The sequence below is a fragment of the Telluria sp. GW821-FHT07G12 genome (assembly GCF_059418525.1).
The window spans coordinates 148,944-166,177 of sequence record NZ_JBWKQA010000006.1 but is presented as its reverse complement, the minus strand read 5'-3'; the positions used below and the strand labels follow the sequence as shown (position 1 = coordinate 166,177).

14 protein-coding genes and 2 tRNA genes are annotated in these 17,234 nt (G+C 62.3%); 14 read left to right on the top strand and 2 right to left on the bottom strand.

Going from position 1 to position 17,234, the window contains the following annotated elements; translation table 11 throughout:
* The first annotated feature begins 20 nt into the window (after window positions 1-20).
* Window positions 21-494, top strand: coding sequence for a transcription elongation factor GreA (gene greA, locus AC07PE_RS21705; protein WP_498768338.1), 474 nt, complete (start codon window positions 21-23; stop codon window positions 492-494).
* 14 nt (window positions 495-508) lie between these two features.
* Window positions 509-949 carry a DUF4149 domain-containing protein gene (locus AC07PE_RS21700; protein WP_498768336.1) on the top strand — a complete coding sequence of 147 codons (441 nt, stop codon included), beginning with the start codon at window positions 509-511 and terminating at the stop codon, window positions 947-949.
* A 108-nt stretch (window positions 950-1,057) separates the two neighbouring features.
* On the opposite strand, the gene yhbY is transcribed toward AC07PE_RS21700, so the two are convergent.
* On the bottom strand, window positions 1,058-1,528 hold the full coding sequence (yhbY, locus tag AC07PE_RS21695; protein ID WP_498768334.1) for a ribosome assembly RNA-binding protein YhbY: 471 nt from the start codon (window positions 1,526-1,528) through the stop codon (window positions 1,058-1,060).
* 46 nt (window positions 1,529-1,574) lie between these two features.
* On the opposite strand from yhbY, the gene AC07PE_RS21690 reads away from it, so the two are divergent.
* From AC07PE_RS21690 to AC07PE_RS21650, 9 genes are all read left to right on the top strand, one after another.
* Entirely contained in the window at window positions 1,575-2,219 is a 645-nt protein-coding gene (locus AC07PE_RS21690) for an RlmE family RNA methyltransferase (protein ID WP_498768332.1), read from the top strand.
* A 261-nt stretch (window positions 2,220-2,480) separates the two neighbouring features.
* The gene (gene ftsH / locus AC07PE_RS21685) at window positions 2,481-4,364 is read left to right on the top strand and encodes an ATP-dependent zinc metalloprotease FtsH (protein ID WP_498768330.1); all 1,884 of its coding nucleotides are present in this window, start codon (window positions 2,481-2,483) and stop codon (window positions 4,362-4,364) included.
* A gap of 72 nt (window positions 4,365-4,436) precedes the next feature.
* Window positions 4,437-5,276, top strand: a complete 840-nt coding sequence (folP, locus tag AC07PE_RS21680) for a dihydropteroate synthase (RefSeq protein WP_498768328.1) — start codon at window positions 4,437-4,439, stop codon at window positions 5,274-5,276.
* 26 nt (window positions 5,277-5,302) lie between these two features.
* Complete coding sequence (gene glmM, locus AC07PE_RS21675) at window positions 5,303-6,643, top strand: phosphoglucosamine mutase (RefSeq protein WP_498768326.1); 1,341 nt, start codon at window positions 5,303-5,305, stop codon at window positions 6,641-6,643.
* A gap of 65 nt (window positions 6,644-6,708) precedes the next feature.
* Window positions 6,709-6,785 (top strand) — tRNA-Pro (locus tag AC07PE_RS21670).
* 61 nt (window positions 6,786-6,846) lie between these two features.
* A tRNA-Arg gene (locus AC07PE_RS21665) sits at window positions 6,847-6,923 on the top strand.
* 191 nt (window positions 6,924-7,114) lie between these two features.
* The gene (locus AC07PE_RS21660) at window positions 7,115-7,990 is read left to right on the top strand and encodes a hypothetical protein (RefSeq protein ID WP_498768324.1); all 876 of its coding nucleotides are present in this window, start codon (window positions 7,115-7,117) and stop codon (window positions 7,988-7,990) included.
* On the top strand, window positions 7,983-8,684 hold the full coding sequence (locus AC07PE_RS21655; protein ID WP_498768322.1) for a hypothetical protein: 702 nt from the start codon (window positions 7,983-7,985) through the stop codon (window positions 8,682-8,684). Before AC07PE_RS21660 ends, AC07PE_RS21655 begins: the two co-directional genes overlap by 8 nt.
* Before the next feature lie 390 nt (window positions 8,685-9,074).
* Entirely contained in the window at window positions 9,075-10,037 is a 963-nt protein-coding gene (locus AC07PE_RS21650) for an MBL fold metallo-hydrolase (protein ID WP_498768320.1), read from the top strand.
* Here AC07PE_RS21650 and AC07PE_RS21645 read toward each other — a convergent pair whose 3' ends face one another.
* Window positions 10,038-11,399: a family 1 glycosylhydrolase gene (locus AC07PE_RS21645; protein WP_498768318.1), complete on the bottom strand. Its 1,362-nt coding sequence runs from the start codon at window positions 11,397-11,399 to the stop codon at window positions 10,038-10,040.
* A gap of 373 nt (window positions 11,400-11,772) precedes the next feature.
* Here AC07PE_RS21645 and AC07PE_RS21640 point away from each other — a divergent pair, with 373 nt between their 5' ends.
* The 3 genes from AC07PE_RS21640 to AC07PE_RS21630 all read left to right on the top strand — a co-directional run bounded on the left by AC07PE_RS21640 (window position 11,773) and on the right by AC07PE_RS21630 (window position 17,156).
* Entirely contained in the window at window positions 11,773-13,575 is a 1,803-nt protein-coding gene (locus tag AC07PE_RS21640) for a TonB C-terminal domain-containing protein (RefSeq protein WP_498768316.1), read from the top strand.
* Between the two features lie 136 nt (window positions 13,576-13,711).
* Window positions 13,712-14,836: a polysaccharide biosynthesis/export family protein gene (locus AC07PE_RS21635; protein WP_498768314.1), complete on the top strand. Its 1,125-nt coding sequence runs from the start codon at window positions 13,712-13,714 to the stop codon at window positions 14,834-14,836.
* A 31-nt stretch (window positions 14,837-14,867) separates the two neighbouring features.
* On the top strand, window positions 14,868-17,156 hold the full coding sequence (locus AC07PE_RS21630; protein ID WP_498768312.1) for a polysaccharide biosynthesis tyrosine autokinase: 2,289 nt from the start codon (window positions 14,868-14,870) through the stop codon (window positions 17,154-17,156).
* Window positions 17,157-17,234 lie beyond the last annotated feature (78 nt).

The following is a 17,234-nucleotide window of genomic DNA, read 5'->3' as shown; positions in this document are numbered from 1 at the left end:
TAGCGACTATAGCGACGACCATGAATACACCACTGACCAAACACGGCGCCGAACTCCTGAAGGATGAGCTGCACCAGCTCAAGACCAAGGAGCGCCGCAGCGTGATCGATGCGATCGCCGAAGCGCGTTCGCATGGTGACCTGTCCGAAAACGCCGAATACGACGCCGCCAAGGAGCGCCAGGCCTTCGTCGAAGGCCGCATCGCGGAACTGGAATCGAAGTTGTCGACCGCCCAGGTCATCGACCCGGCCACTCTCGACGCCGAAGGCCGCGTGGTGTTTGCCTCCACCGTCGACCTCGAAGACCTGGAAAGCGGCCAGAAAGTGACTTACCAGATCGTCGGCATCGACGAGGCGGACCTGAAGTTGAACAAGGTGTCCGTCACCTCGCCGATCGCACGTGCGCTGATCGGTAAATACGCTGGCGACGTGGTCGAAGTGCAGGCCCCGTCCGGCCCGCGCGAATACGAGATCCTCGAAGTCCGTTACATCTGAGCCGGGGCGCGAGCGTGCTGGCGAACCTGCGCCTGCTGGTGGCAGCCCTGTGGGCGGGCAGCGTCTGGGCGGTCAGCTACCTGGCCGCGCCGAGCGCCTTCGCGGTGCTCGACAGCACCCAGGCCGGCAGTGTGGTCGGCGTGATGCTGACCCGGCTGGCGTGGCTGTCGATGGCGTGTGCGCCGCTGCTGGCCGTGCTGGCGGCGAGCTCTCATGAACTGGAGCGCAAGCGCCGCCGCTGGCTGTATGCGCTCATCGCAGGCATGCTGGCCTGCAGCCTGGCCGTCTATCTGGGCCTGCAGCCGATGATGGCAGCGATCCGCGAAGCCGCCGGCCCGGCCGGGGTGAGGGCGTCGCCGCAGTGGGGGACCTTTGCGGCCCTGCATGGGGTGTCGCAGGTGCTCTACCTGGTCGAGAGCGTGCTCGGCGCGATTTTAGTTGTCAAAGCAAAGTAGGGTGGGCTCTCCGAGCCCACGCGGAAAGTCAACACAACGCATATGTCACGCGTGGGCACGGGGTGCCCACCCTACGGCGTAAAAAAACCGGGGAGACCCCGGTTTGTTTTACTTGTTGAGCGCGGTCTTCTTGGTGCTGGCCTGGCGGGTCTTGGCGCGCTTGATGTTGCCGCCCTGGGTCACGCGTTCGTTCCCCTTCAGTAGGACCTTGGTGACGCTCGGCTTCTTGGTGCCGCTCGGGCTCGGCTTGACGATGGTGACTTCGCGCATGCCCTTGCCGGCCTTGACCGAGCGTTCCTTGACGGCTTCCTTCTTCGGGCGATACAGGACAAGCAGTTTGCCGATATGCTGTACCGGCGCCGCTTCCAGTTCTTCGCAGATCTGTTCGTAGATGGCGATACGTGCTTCGCGGTCGTCGCCGAACACACGTACCTTGATCAGGCCGTGCGCGTCGAGGCTGGACGAGATTTCGTTCATGACGGATTTGGTCAGGCCGGCTTCGCCGATCATGACGACGGGGTTGAGCCCGTGAGCTTCCGCACGAAGGGCCGCGCGCTCGGCCGGTGTAAGTTTGATCATAATGGTTCTTTTTTGATGTACCTAATAAAAGCAGTATTTTACGCGAATGGCCAAGAACAAATTCAATAAAAACTGGATACACGACCACATTAACGACCCGTATGTCAAATTGGCACAGAAAGAGGGTTACCGTGCGCGTGCAGCCTACAAGCTGAAAGAGATCGACGAGGCCGAGAAGCTGATCAAGCCGGGGCAGGTGATCGTCGACCTCGGCTGCACCCCGGGCAGCTGGGGCCAGTACACCCGCCGCAAGCTGGCGGGCGGCGAGGAGGGCGGCATCAAGGGCACCATGATCGGCCTCGATCTGCTGCCGATGGAGCCGATCGCCGACATGCACTTCATCCAGGGCGACTTCCGTGAAGACGCCGTGCTGGACCAGCTGGCCGAGATCCTGGGCGAGCGCCAGGCCGACCTGGTGCTGTCCGACATGGCGCCGAATTTGTCCGGTATCCCGACTGCCGACGCGGCACGCATGGAGCATTTGATTGAAATTGCTATTGAGTTTTCTCAAGCTCACCTCAAGCCCTCCGGCGCATTGTTAGTAAAATGCTTTAAGGACATGGGGTTTACGCAAATCGTCGAGCTCTTCCGCAAGGAATTCAAGGTGGTCAAACAGATCAAGCCGAAGGCCAGCCGCGACAAGTCCTCGGAAATTTTCCTGCTGGGACGGGGTCTCAAGAATCCTTCCTAGCGAAAAATGGGTTTATTCACGGTCTCACCCTTGATATTCGGCGGTATAACCGCACATCGCCCAATGGATGGTGTGCCTGGTGAAGTTGCCAGGCCATGCCCGCCGGGTAGATATGTTTATTCGTGCGCGTCGGAAATAAAAAACCGTTATAGTGACGGGACAAAGCTTCACGAGCGGCCGTGCGTGGCACTGCCTGCTTATTGCGGTAAAATCCGCGTTTGAAACAATGGGAAAAGATGCGTCCGCATCAGAGGAGTTTTCGTGAATAATATGTTTTCCAAATCCGCCATCTGGGTGGTGGTCGCGCTGCTGTTGTTCATGCTGTTCAAGCAGTTCGACAATCACAGCGTCGCGGGCGGCAGCAAGACGATTGCTTATTCCGAGCTGCTCGATGACGTTCAGGCGAAACGCATCAAGGACGTCGTGATCGAAGGTTCGAACATCACGGCGGTCCGCAATGACGACAGCAAGGTCCGCGCCACCGCGACCATGCTCGACCGCGGCCTGATCAAGGACCTGCGCGACAACAACGTGCGCTTCGACGTCAAACCGCCGGAAGAGCCTTCCTTCCTGCAGCAAGTCTTCATTTCCTGGTTCCCGATGCTGCTGCTGATCGGGGTCTGGGTGTTCTTCATGCGCCAGATGCAAGGCGGCGGCAAGGGCGGGGCTTTCTCGTTCGGCAAGTCGAAGGCGCGCATGATGGACGAAACCAATAACACCGTCACCTTCGCCGACGTCGCCGGCTGCGACGAAGCCAAGGAAGAAGTCGCCGAGATCGTCGACTTCCTGAAGGATCCGACCAAGTTCCAGAAGCTGGGCGGCCGTATCCCGCGCGGCGTGCTGATGGTTGGCCCCCCGGGTACCGGTAAGACCCTGCTGGCGCGCGCCATTGCCGGCGAAGCGAAAGTGCCGTTCTTCTCGATCTCCGGTTCCGACTTCGTCGAGATGTTCGTCGGCGTGGGTGCATCCCGTGTCCGCGACATGTTCGAGAACGCGAAGAAGCATTCGCCCTGCATCATCTTCATCGACGAGATCGATGCCGTCGGCCGCCACCGTGGCGCCGGCATGGGCGGCGGCAACGACGAGCGCGAACAGACCCTGAACCAGCTGCTGGTCGAGATGGACGGCTTCGAAGCCTCCTCGGGTGTGATCGTGATCGCCGCCACCAACCGCGCCGACGTGCTGGACAAGGCGCTGCTGCGTCCGGGCCGTTTCGACCGCCAGGTGATGGTTGGCCTGCCGGACATCCGCGGCCGCGAGCAGATCCTGAACGTGCACATGCGTAAAGTGCCGATCGGTACCGACGTGAAGGCCGACATCCTGGCCCGCGGCACCCCGGGCTTCTCCGGCGCCGACCTGGCCAACCTGGTCAACGAAGCAGCCCTGTTCGCCGCGCGCCGCAGCAAGCGCCTGGTCGAGATGAGCGACTTCGAAGACGCCAAGGACAAGATCTTCATGGGCCCGGAACGCAAGTCCATGGTCATGCGCGAGGAAGAGCGCCGCAACACGGCTTACCACGAATCGGGCCACGCGGTGATCGCCAAGCTGTTGCCGAAGGCCGATCCGGTGCACAAGGTCACGATCATGCCACGCGGCTATGCGCTGGGCCTGACCTGGCAGCTGCCGGAACACGACAGCCTGTCCGGTTACAAGGACAAGATGCTGGAAGAAATCTCGATCCTGTTCGGCGGCCGTATCGCCGAGGAGATCTTCGTCGGCCAGATGTCGACCGGCGCCTCGAACGACTTCGCCCGCGCAACCAAGCTGGCGCGTTCGATGGTGACCCGCTTCGGCATGTCCGAGAGCATGGGCGTGATGGTCTACGAAGACGATCCGAACGAAGGCTTCTTCGGCGGCTCGGTCAAGACCATCTCCGAGGCGACCCAGCAGAAGGTGGACGCAGAGATCCGCGCCATCCTCGACAGCCAGTACTCGCTGGCGCGCCGCCTGCTGGAAGAGAACCGCGACAAGGTCGAAATGATGACCAAGGCCCTGCTCGAGTGGGAAACCATCGACGCCGAGCAGATCAACGACATCATGGCCGGCCGCGAGCCGACCCCGCCGAAGTCGGTCCAGCTGACCAAGCGTCCGTCGAGCGGCGGCGATTCCGGCGGCGTGGCGACCAACGCCCCGGCACCGGCCTGATCGGTTTGTAAGTTCGTCCTGAAAGACACCCTGCGGGGTGTCTTTTTTTTCCGTTTTTGTTGGCGTTTTATCATGCGACAGTATTTACAATGCGGCCGTTTCGGCTTCAATCTTGCCCAGCGCCCGCTGGTGATGGGCATCCTCAACGTCACCCCCGATTCCTTCTCCGACGGCGGCCGCTACCAGGCCCTCGAGTTCGCCATGGAGCGGGCCGAGCAGATGATCAAGGATGGCGTCGACATCATTGACATCGGCGGCGAATCGACCCGTCCCGGCTCGCCCAGCGTGCCGGTGCAGGAAGAGCTGGCCCGGGTCATGCCCGTCATCTACGCGCTGCGTGAGCTCGGCCATGCCTTGTCGATCGACACCTGCAAGCCGGAAGTGATGCGCGAAGCGATCATCGCCGGCGCCGACATGATCAACGACATCAACGGCTTCCGCGCGCCCGGCGCGATCGAAGCGGTGGCCGACAGCGACGTCGGCCTGTGCATCATGCACATGCAGGGCACGCCCCAGGACATGCAGGCCCAGCCCGTCTACCAGGACGTGGTGGAGGAGGTGACGGCCTTCCTGCGCGAGCGCGCCGAGGCCCTGCTGGCGGCCGGTGTTGCGCGCGAGCGCATCACGATTGATCCGGGATTTGGCTTTGGCAAGACTGTCGAGCATAATGTCGCATTGCTTCGCGGTATCAACCATATGCAGCGCGAACTGGGCCTGCCGGTACTGGCGGGGCTGTCGCGCAAGTCGATGATAGGCGCACTGACCGGACGGCCCGTCGACCAGCGCATGGCCGGCAGCCTCGGCGGCGCGTTGGCTGCGGTAGCACAGGGCGCCCGCATCGTGCGGGTCCATGATGTGGCGGAGACGGTGGACGCACTGAAGGTGTGGAACGCCGCATCCTCCGGCGCTTGAAGAACAACTGAACATAAGAGAACGATATGGCACGCAAATATTTTGGTACGGACGGCGTACGTGGCCTGGTGGGCGTAGCACCCATCACTCCCGATTTCGTGATGCGTCTCGGCTATGCCGCCGGCAAGGTGCTGGCCAAGGGCAGCACCGGCGCCAGCGGCCGTCCAACCGTGCTGATCGGTAAAGACACCCGCATCTCCGGCTACCTGCTTGAAGCTTCGCTCGAAGCCGGCTTCTCGGCGGCAGGCGTCGACGTCATGCTGGCCGGCCCGATGCCGACCCCGGCAATCGCCTACCTGACCCGCGCGCTTCGCCTGCAGGCCGGCGTCGTGATTTCGGCCTCGCACAATCCCTTCCAGGACAACGGCATCAAGTTTTTCTCCGAGCACGGCACCAAGCTGCCGGACGCGGTCGAACTCGAAATCGAGGAAGCGATCGACCAGCCGATGGGCTGCGTCTCGTCCGAGAAGCTGGGCCGCGCGACCCGCCTGCGCGACGCCCAGGGCCGCTACATCGAATTCTGCAAGAGCACCTTCCCGAACGAACTGGACCTACGCGGCATGAAGATCGTGGTCGACTGCGCCCACGGCGCCGCCTACGCCATCGCGCCGCACGTGTTCCACGAACTGGGCGCCGAAGTGATCGAGCTGGGCACCAAGCCGGACGGCTTCAACATCAACGACGGCGTCGGCGCCACCGCGCCCAAGGCCATGGCCCAGGCCGTTGTCGAGCACCAGGCCGATCTCGGCATCGCGCTGGACGGCGACGCCGACCGCCTGATCATGTGCGACGCCACCGGCCGCCTGTACAACGGCGACGAGCTGCTCTACGTGATGGTGCGCGCACGTATGGCCACCGGCAAGGTGGACGGCGCGGTCGGCACCCTGATGACCAACATGGCCCTCGAAGTCGCGTTCAAGGAAATGGGCGTGGGCTTCGCGCGCGCCAAGGTCGGCGACCGCTACGTGCTGGAAATGATGAAGGAGAAAGGCTGGCTGTTCGGCGGCGAAGGCTCGGGCCACCTGCTGGCCCTGGACAAGCACTCGACCGGCGACGGTATCGTCTCGGCCTTGCAGGTGCTGTCGGCCCTCAGGCGCGGCAACCAGAGCCTGGCCGAGTGCTGCAAGGAGCTGGTGCTGTTCCCGCAGACCCTGATCAACCTGCGCGTGCAGCCGGGCTTCGACTGGACCAAGAACGAAGCCGTGGTGGCCGAGAAGGAAGCCGTGGAGCGCGAGTTGGGCGAGCGCGGCCGCGTGCTGATCCGCGCCTCGGGCACCGAGCCGCTGGTGCGCGTCATGGTCGAGGCCAAGGAAGCTGGGCTGGCCGAGAGCATGGCGAAGCGCATCGCTGCGCGTTTCGAGGTTTGATGCCGCTACGCCGGCGGGCGGGCGTTCATTGACGCTTGCGGGCCGCCGGGGTATGATCTTTCCATCGGAGTGTAGCGCAGCCCGGTAGCGCACCTGCTTTGGGAGCAGGGGGTCCAAGGTTCGAATCCTTGTACTCCGACCACCGTTTCGAATGCGGGCTGTCCTCGACGGCCCGTTTTCTTTTCCTCGAGATATTCATCTCACTGCCCATAGCTCAGTTGGATAGAGCATCAGCCTTCTAAGCTGAGGGTCGCTGGTTCGAACCCAGCTGGGCAGGCCAAACTCCGGTTCTATCTTTCAGGTTACGTAACACTTAAATCGCTCCGCGATCAGTTGGCGCCTGATCAATTCATTCCAGAACTAACAAAAGTTGTAAAAATTTTCACCGAGTAGATATGCTGCAACATTTTGGTTGCAATTATGGAAATAATTCGATATTGTCATTGATATTTCTATAAACATTCTCACGGCATGTCAGCGATCATTCAGCTCACTTTCGACGGCTCGATGACCAGAAATGGTCACCAAGTCACTATGCGCGACCTAGCACAAACCATGACGGGAATACAGTCGGCCGCCGACAGAGCTTGCCTTGATGTGATGCATGGAAACGTGCGGAAGCATCAGAGATTGGGCCGCGATAACTACGAATTAGTCGAATTTATCGTCGGAGAGCCGCGCGAAGGTAGCTACATTATCGATTTTGTGTCAGAGCAAGGGCGGCTGATCGTCAAGCGGATGATTGAAGCAATTACCGATCCTTATGCATCAGCTCGAGCTGAAGGTGATCAACAAGTTTATAGTATTGGGCACCAGATTGATTCTAGAAAAGATGCTGCTCAAGAGCTTAAGAAATTACGAACGTTTGAAGAACTGCAGAACCATCCAAGTCCCTTGATTACTCGGACTTATGGTGATAAGTCAATTAACAAAGAATTCGGACAAATGTTAAACCCTGTTGCACGGGAGCCTGATGGGTTGGTTCGTTTAGTGTTAAAACCTTCACGTCATGAGCGCTCCTACACTTACGAGTTTGATAGTGAAACAGCAAAGAGATTTAAGCGGGTGATTAGCGGCCGTCAACTTGGCGACCCGGTGATATACAGCGGTTACGTGAGAGAGCTCGATCGCGGTGCCGGTCAACTGAAAAGTTTTAGAGGTAAATTTATTAACGAGTCCAATAAGAAGACAGTGACACTATTCATCGAAGACAAGGACGACTTTTCGATTTTAGTGCCTTTTCTAAATCAAGACGATCCGATCAGGATCGTAGCCTCCCCGATTATCGAATTCGAGTCGTTTGATCCTGCCGGTGGGGATATTCAGTTTCTGAAAATTTATGGCTGAAGACGGTAAGCTTGACAAGCTAAAAGAGCAGTACATTGATGAGGTTCTGGCGATAGTTCCCTTAAGTCAGGCGTTCTTTATCGTCCTTATGGCTCTCGTTGCCGACAGAATTGTCGAGGGGAAATCTTGGTCAGTGATTGACGCACTGGTGTCCTACGGACTTAAGTCCTCGTTGGGGCCGGATGAGGGGAAGTTTTGGACTGTTGGCTTATTGTCAATATGTATATCGTTTGGCCTGGCCTTATTCAATACATTTACTCTGCGGCTAGCTTTGAATCGATCACTTAATAGTGCAAATCTGGGCGCATCGCTTGCTGTGTGGCAGAGAGCAGCGGTCGTTAGAGTCGCTGGTTTGACCGATCCTCAAAAACAAGTAATACAAACTTCTTTTAAGTCTGAGGTTGATAACCGACTAAAAAAATACAAAGCTAAAAGAATTTCGATAGAAATGATAGCATCAATCGTAAGTATGGCCGCGTATGCAAATATCTTGATTATATTTTTGGGGTATAAAAATGGTGTCGAATTGAGTTGGGCGTGGCTTGATTTCACATTTTTATGTGGTTCTGCTATTGTCTGTTTTCTGCTTCATCGCGCATCTGTAAAATATGCGATATCGAAAATTCTTCCTTTAAAGGTGTATGTTGGCGTCTTGACTGGCGAGCTTATGTTCTTTGAGGATTTTACTGGGTAAATATTTTCGGTCGTTTCAAAACAGTTAAAATAAATTACTTGGAACTGCCAACTTGTTCAATTGGCCCCCAATCGATACGACGAAAAATTAACTATCGATGTAAAGGGTCGGTGTCGAGCCTGTTTCAGTGATGCGATTTCACGGGCGAGTTTTGCTCTACATCGCGCTTTCATAATTTAATAACGGTCCTTGAAAGGCCTACGCGAAGCGCAACCGATCGATTTAAATTGGTCGACCTTTCCTTTCTTCTTCAGCATAGCTTCTGCCAATACATATGCTGAATTTTCGCAGAGATCTCGACGTTGAATTTCTCTCTGCTAGCGAACGCCGTCACTGGGGCAGGCATGTTAGTGTCAATTCCGACAACATCATCGGATTTGGAGGAAGAACATGCCGTTTGGCCGAATGTCCTGGTCCGCCGCTGCCATGCTGGGGGCCCTGGCCATGTCGCTCGCCGTCCCAGCGCAGGCCCAGCAGCGCGCCACGTCAACGCCGAACGGCGAAGTCTTCGCGCTCAAGCTGCCGGCTACTTCCGCGCCTGCCTCGGAAGCAAACGGCACCGTCCAGTTCATCGGCACCGCCACCGTCCTGATCCGCTACCAGGGCTTCACCATCCTCACTGACCCGAACTTCCTGCACAAGGGCGACCACGTCCACCTGGGTTATGGCATCACCGCCGAGCGCCTGACCAATCCGGCGATCGAACTGGATAAACTGCCGCCGATTGACTTCGTGGTGCTGTCGCACATGCACGAAGACCACTTCGACAAGCTGGTGCAGGAAAAGCTGCCGAAGGACACGCCCATCGTCACCACCAAGGAGGCCGCGGCCGCGCTCGAGAAGCTGGGCTTCACGCGCGGCATCGGGCTGGGGAAATGGGACCAGGTCGAGGTCGAGAAGGGCGAGTCGCGCCTGCGCCTTACCGCCGTGCCGGGGCGCCACGGCAAGGCCGGCATGCAGGCGCTGCTGCCCAGCGTGATGGGCTCGATGCTGGATTTCGGTCCGAACAAGGCGGCGCCGACCTACCGCATGTACATCAGCGGCGACACGCTTGTCTACGACGACCTGAAGAACATCCCGCAGCGCTTCCCCGGCATCGACCTGGCCCTGCTGCACCTGGGCGGCACCCGCATCCTCGGCGTGTTCAAGGTCACGATGGACGGCAAGGACGGCGTGCAGTTGCTGCAGATCATCCGCCCGCAGCATGCGATTCCCATCCACTACAACGATTACGACGTGTTCAAGTCGCCGCTGGCCGATTTCGCGCGCGAAGTGAAGGCGGCCGGGCTGGACGAGCAGGTGAGCTATCTCGCGCATGGCGAGACCTATACCTTCTCGCCAAGAAAACGCTGATCACTCCTGTTCTTCGGTACGCGGCGCGAGCGTGGCGTCCTTTTCGCTGTGCGGCGCCGGCGTGGCGTTCACCTGAGGGCGCGGCGCCACGGTAGCGTCTTCGTCGAAGGGCCAGCCGGTGTAGGGCGGGACTTCGCGCTGGAATTCGTGGGGCATCACGATCGGCACCTGCAGGCATACGCTCTGGGTCGGCAAGACTTCCATCCAGTCGCGCACCAGTTCCTTGTAGGCGATGCCGACCGGGCGGATCTTGCGGTCCAGGTCGAACAGGCCCAGTTCGTTGACGTTGCCGTTGTTCTCGCGCAGGGCGGTGTCCCAGTCGACCTGGTCGGTAAGCGAATACCAGGTGAAGCCGACCAGCGGCACGCCGTTGTTGCGCACGCGTAGCACGTTGGCCCATTCCTTGCGCAGCCATTGCACCGCCTCGTCGCCGCGCGGGCCCTGGCACAGATTGGTCTCGGTGTGCATCACCGGCAGCCGGTAGCGGTTGTAGTACTGGTGGGTGATGACCGCGTAGCCGAAGATCTCGCCTGCCGAGCGCGTCAGGCCGTCGGCCGAGACGTAGTGCTCGTTGGTCTGGTAATAATCGTTGCCCATGATGCAGTGGTGCTTCAGATTATTATTCAGGAAGAAGTGGTACTCGTCGCGCGTCATGCCGTTGTCCAGCATGTACTCGTACATTTCGGAGTCGACACGCCGGCCGTAGTTGAGGTCGAGGGAGAGGAAGCGCCGCGCATTGTAGAGTTCGGCGGGGCCGATGGCTGCCGGGCTTTCGGCGTGAAAGTATTCGGTCGACTCGCTCTGGATGAAGAGGGCGTCCGGACGCACCTGCAGGATCGCGTGCATGGCCAGGATATTCGCCTTGACCAGGTGCTTCATCGCGGTGACGAAGGCCTGGTCGGTCGTCATCTGCTCGTTCCACCAGCCGTAGAGGGCCGAGAACAGGGCGCAGATCGACATCTCGTTGATCGGCGTGTACAGCTGCAGCCAGGGGTAGCGCCGTGCGAAGGTGCCGGCGTAGTCCGCGAACAGTTCGGGGAAGTCCGGATTCTGGAAATTGCCGATCCAGTCAGGCACGCCGAAGTGGCATAGGTCGACTATGGACGCGATATTGCGCTGGCGCAGATCGTTGAAGGTCAGGTCGGCAAACTCCCAGTCGTAGCGCTTGGGGCCGAGCCAGGTCCTGTGCAGGGGCGGACCGTAGCGCAGCACCTTCAGGCCGAGTTCCTCCACAAGGTCGAAGTCGGTCTTCCAGTGCTTGTAGTGGCCGCATTTTTCCAGTTCGTCCATGCGGACGCGCCCATGTTCGATGGTCGGATTGCTGTTTTCGATACCCGTGGCAAAGATAAATCCCGGAGACATTCACCCCCCTTTCATCCTGAACGCGTCGTTTTCATTGTAGCCGGCTTCCGATTTGCCGTTCCGAACCGTGCGCGCGTCATTACTGCCGAGTGATAAGCTATGTAATACTTAGACAATATTTCCCGCCGCTACCGTCCTCAGCATGTCCACGCTCATCGCGATTCCGACCGCCGGTCCGCGCGCGCCCGCCACGCTCGCGCCTCCAAACCGCCGGCTTGCCTGGGGGCTGCTGGTCTCGCTGTTGCTGCATGCGCTGCTCTTGTCGATGCAGTTCGGTATTCCCGGGCTGCGGGCGGGGGCGGGCGGGCCCTTGCGGGTGGTGCTGGCGCCGCCCGCGCATGTGCCGCCCGTGCCGGCTGTTCCCGCGGCGGCTGTGCCTGTTCCCCCACCGCCAGCTGCCGCCACGCCGGCGCCGCCTTTGCCGAGCGTAACGGTTCCGCCGCCCGTGCCGGCGCTGCCTGCCCCGGCCGAGGCCGCATCCGCGCCGCCTGCACCGGCCCCGCACCGCGGCTTTACCCTGCGCGATCCGGTTCCGGCCTTGCCGGCGCCGCCAGCGCCCAAACCCGCGCCGCCGGCGCGCCGCGTCCTGCGGCGGCGTTCCCGTCCGCGCACCCAGCCGCCGAAACAGACTTTGCACACCGAGGTGATCGCGCGCCAGCTCAGCGAGGATCCCAGCTTCGTGCTGCCGCAGCCTGAACTGCCCGTCATGGCGGAGATCGCCGAGGCGACTGAAGACAAGGCCGATCCCGCGCCGCAGCTTGCCCGCCAGGCGGAAGACGAGGAGGCCGAACGCGTGCTCGCGCAGCAGCGTGCGGACGAGGAAGCGAAGCGGCTGGCCGAGCGGCAACGCACTGAAGAGCTTGCGCGCCAACAAATGGCGGAGCAGGCTTTGGCCGAACAGCGGCGAACTGAGGAACTGGCGCGGCAGCAGTTGGTCGAACAGCAGCGTGCCCAGCAATTGGCCGAGCAGCGCCGTTCGGAAGAGCTAGCCCGTCAGCAGCTTGCCGAGCAGCAGCGGGCTCAACAACTGGCCGAGCAGCGTCGCGCGGAAGAGACCGCGCGCCAGCAGTTGGCAGAACAAAGCCGTTCGGAAGACCTTGCCCGTCAGCAGCTGGCCGAGCGGCAGCGTGTGCAGCAGGCGGCGGAACAGCGCCGTGTGGAAGAGCTCACCCGCCAGCAGCTGGCCGAGCAGCGCCACGCGGAAGAATTGGCACGTCAGCAGCTGGCCGAGCAACAGCGTGTGCAGCAGTCGGCTGAGCAGCGCCGCTTGGTAGAGCTTGCCCGTCAGCAGCTGGCCGAGCAGCGCCGCATCGAGGAACAGGCGCGCCAGCAGCTGGCCGAGCAGCAGCGCGCCCAGCAGTTGGAGGAACAGCAGCGTGCCCGGCAGCTGGCCGAGCAGCGCCGGGCCGAAGAGCAGGCACGCCAGCAACTCGCCGAACAGCAGCGTGCCCGGCAGCTTGCGGAGCAGCGCCAGGCCGAAGAACGCGCCCAGCAGGCAGCCGCACGCCAGCAGGCCGAGGAGCTGGCGCGCCGGCAGGCGGCGGAGGCCGAAGCCGCGCAGCGCCTGGCCCGCCAGGAAGCTGCTGCCGGGCTACCGGCCGCGGATGCCGGCGGCAGTCTGGCGCGTGCCGATCACCCTGCGGGTACGGGCGCCGGTGCCGGCCCCGAGCTGGGCAGCGGGCAGGGCGCAGGCACGGGCTCGCGCGGCCTGCCCGGCAAGGATTTCGGTTCGCGCGCACGCGAGCTTCTGCGCGGCATCGACGTCGCCAAGGCCGTGCCGCCGGCGATGCGCGCCGCCGAGCAGGCCCGGCAGTCGGTCCGGCGCGCGCTGGCCGATGCCGCGCGCCGTGACGTGCCGCTGCGCCTGTACCTCGACAGCGTGCGCCAGAAGATCGAGCGCAACGCCATCGTGAGCCAGATCCAGCTGTCCAGCGGGGCGGTGCATACCGACCCCGTGGTCAGCATCGCCATCCGCAGCGACGGCAGCGTCGATGACGTGACCATCCTGCGTTCCAGCGGGCGCCCGGACATCGACGAGGTCGTGCGCCGGATCGTCAGCCTGAATGCGCGTTACTCGGCCTTCCCGGCCAACGTGGCCGCCAACTACGACGTGATCGAATTGCGCCGTATCTGGACCTTTACCGAGGTCCTGCGCCTGGTCGAAGAAGTGCGCTGAGTTCCCCTGGGCAAGCTACGGGGCGCTCACTGCTGACCTGAGCCTGCCGTTTGACGTGCGCCAAAGCCGTTCCGGGTAGGGGGCTTACCCTGACTCTGATCGCCAGAGGCTGGCAGCACATTTCGACGGGCAACACATGAACGCTTCCAATACGCAATTTCTGGCACGCGCCTACGCCGCCGTGCTGGCAGCAGCCTTTGTATCCGTACTTGCTGGCTGCACATCCGCCATCCATTTCCGTTCGCAGGATGGGGCCGGTACGGACGAACCCGCGCCGCCCACGGAAATGATCACCGAAAAGCTGATCGCCGCCGAGCGCCAGCAGTACCGGCAACAGGCCAATGTCGACCTGGAAAAGCTGCTGGTGCCGGATCCGCCGCCGTATGCCATCGGCAGCGGCGACGTGCTGTCCATCGTGGTGTGGGACCACCCCGAGCTGGCCGGCAATGCGCTGAACACCGGTTCGCTCGCGCCCGATCCAAGCGGTGCCAACACCGCGCCGCCGGGCTTCGTGGTCGACCACCAGGGACGCATCCAGTTTCCCCTCATCGGCATGGTCAGCGTCGACGGCAAGACCGAGGAGCAGGCGCGCGCGCTGCTGACGGCGAAGCTGGCGAAATACCTGGCCAACCCCAACGTCACACTGCGCGTGCAGTCCTACCGCAGCAAGCGCGTGTACATCGACGGCGAGGTCAAGTCGCCCGGCCTGCAGGCCATCAACGACATCCCCATGACCCTGGTCGAGGCGATCAACCGTTCCGGCGGCCTGCTGCCCAGCGCCGACCAGAGCCGCATCGTGCTCGAACGCGGCCAGCAGCGCTATCTCCTGAGCCTGCGCGACCTGGTCCAGAAGGGGATCAACCCGGGCCTGGTGATGCTGGCCCCCGGCGACGTCGTGCGCGTGCATTCGCGTGACGAGAGCAAGGTCTTCGTCTCCGGCGAAGTGCTGACGCCCAAGGCCCTGACCATGCACGACGGCCGGCTGACCCTGAACGAGGCGCTGGGCGAGAGCGGCGGCATCAGCCCCCTGAGCGGCGATGCGCGCCAGGTCTACGTGGTGCGCAAGACGCCCGACCGTACCCGCGTGTTCCAGCTCGACGCCCGCGTCGCAGGCTCGCTGGCGATGGCCGAGTCCTTCGAACTGCAGCCGAAGGACATCGTCTACGTGGCCGCGTCGCCGCTGGCCAACTGGAACCGCAACCTGAGCCTGCTGATCCCCGGCGCTTTGACCTCGGCAGTGACCGCGACCAATCGGCCATGAACGCATCTCGATTTCAAGCAGGAGCACGAACATGAGTACCCCTGGCGAGCCGCATCCCCTGACTCCCGTCGTCCGTACCCCGCCCATCGTCAGCGTGCCTTTCGACCCGCGCGCGGTCGGCGGGCCGTCCGAAGAACCCGTCTTCGACCTCAAGGGTTACCTGCACACGCCCTTCGACAATCGCTGGCTGATCGGCGGGATCACAGCCTTCATCACCCTGGTGGCGGTGCTCTACGCCCTGGTCGCCATGCCGGTGTTCGAGGCCAACCTGATGATCCACGTCGAGGAGGAGAGCCCGAACGCGTCGAAGAACATCCTCAGCGAGGCGTCCTCGCTGTTCGAGACCAAGAAGGCGGCGATCGCCGAGATGGAGCTGCTGCGCTCGCGCATGGTGGTCTCGCGCGCGGTCGACAACCTGCAGCTCTACATCGACGTGCAGCCGAAGTACTTCCCGATCGCCGGCTTCTGGTTCGCCAACCAGAACGGCAATGCCCTGTCCGAGCCGGGACTGTTCGGCTACGGCGGCTACGTCTGGGGGGCCGAGAAGGCGGAGGTCTCCGTGTTCGAGGTGCCCGAAGCCTGGCTGGGGCGCGAGTTCGCGCTCACCGCGCTCGGCAACGGGCGCTACCGCTTCTCGGGTGGCGGCCAGCGCATCGTCTTCGACGGCAACGTCGGCCTGCGCTACCGCGTGCCGACGCCGGACGGCATGATCGAACTGAAGGTCGACCGCATGGTGGCGAATGCCGGCGCGCGCTTCCGGCTGCGCCGTATCTCGCGGGTGGCGATGATCCAGGCGATCCAGACCGCCCTGGTCATTACCGAGCAGGGCAAGCAGTCCGGCGTCATCGAAGTCAAGCTGCAGGGCGAGAACGCGCGCCGCACCCATACGCTGCTGAGCGAAATCGGCCGCGAATACATGCGCCAGAACCTGGCCCGCAAGACCGAGGAGGCGGAGAAGTCGCTGGCCTTCCTGAACCAGCAGCTGCCCATCCTGAAACGCCAGCTCGAGCAGGCCGAGGACCGCTACAACCAGTTCCGCAACGAGCACGGCACCGTGGATCTGCAGGAAGAAGCGCGCATGAGCCTGGCGCAGGCCGCTGCCGCCCGCGCCCGCCGTATCGACCTGATTCAGAAGAAGACGGAACTGCTGTCGCGCTTTACCGAAGACCACCCGATCGTGGCGGCCATCAATCGCCAGCGCAAGGAGGTCGAGGCCGAGATCGACGAGGTCAACGCGCGCATCAAGTCGCTGCCCGTGCTGGAGCAGGACGAAGCGCGCCTGACGCGCGACATCAAGGTCAACACCGACCTCTACACGGCGCTGTCGAACACGGCCCAGCAGTTGCGCCTGATTTCCGTGGGCCGCGTCAGCAATGTGCGCATGGTCGACGCCCCGGTGCCGCCGGAGAAGCCGCTCAAGCCGAACAGGCCTCTGATCGTCGCGCTGGCCGTCGTCACCGGCCTGTTCCTCGGCACCCTGATCGCCTTCGCGCGCAAGGCCATGATGGGCGGGATCGACGACCCGCAGAAGATCGAGCGCCTGCTGCACGCCCGCGTGGTCTACGCGACCATCCCGCACAGCAGCAACCAGGACAAGCTGATGCGCAAGGCCAAGGGCGACGGCGGCGCGCTGCCGCTGCTGGCCCGCATCATCCCCGAAGATGCGGCGGTCGAGAGCCTGCGCAGCTTCCGCGCGGCCCTGCAGTTCGCGATGCCGCACTTCCGCAACAATATCGTGATGTTCGCCGGGCCGACCCACGGCCTCGGCAAGTCCTTCGTCTCGGCCAACTTCGCGGCCGTGATGGCGGCCAGCGGCAAGCGGGTGCTGCTGATCGACGCCGACATGCGCAACGGCCAGCTGCACCGCTATTTCAGCGTCAAGCGCGAGCGCGGCCTGTCGGACGCCATCCTCGGCAAGAAGCGCGTCGACGAAGTCATCCGCCACGACGTGGTCGAAAACCTGGACTTCGTACCGACCGGCGAGCTGCCGGCAAACCGCTCGGAATTCCTGCTGCACCTGAACTTCGGCAGCATGCTCGAGCAGGTCAGCGCGCACTACGACCTGGTGCTGATCGATCCGCCGCCGCTGCTGGCGGTCGCGGATGCGCTGATCATCGGTGCGCATGCCGGCGCCGTCTTCATCGTCGCGCGCTCGGGGCGGACCAACGAATCGGAGATCAACGAGTCGATCAAGCGCCTGAACCACGCCGGCATCTCGCCGCAGGGCGTGCTGTTCAACGACCTGGCGCCGCGGCTGGGCACCTATGGCGCCTACAACCGCTTCGGAACGGCAGGGCAGATCGGGTTCTCGGCAAGCTGAAGCTTCGGCGCCGCCGCTCGAAAGACAGCCGGCCTGATTTCAGGCCGGCTTTTTTACGTCTGGTGCCGGCGGCTGCGA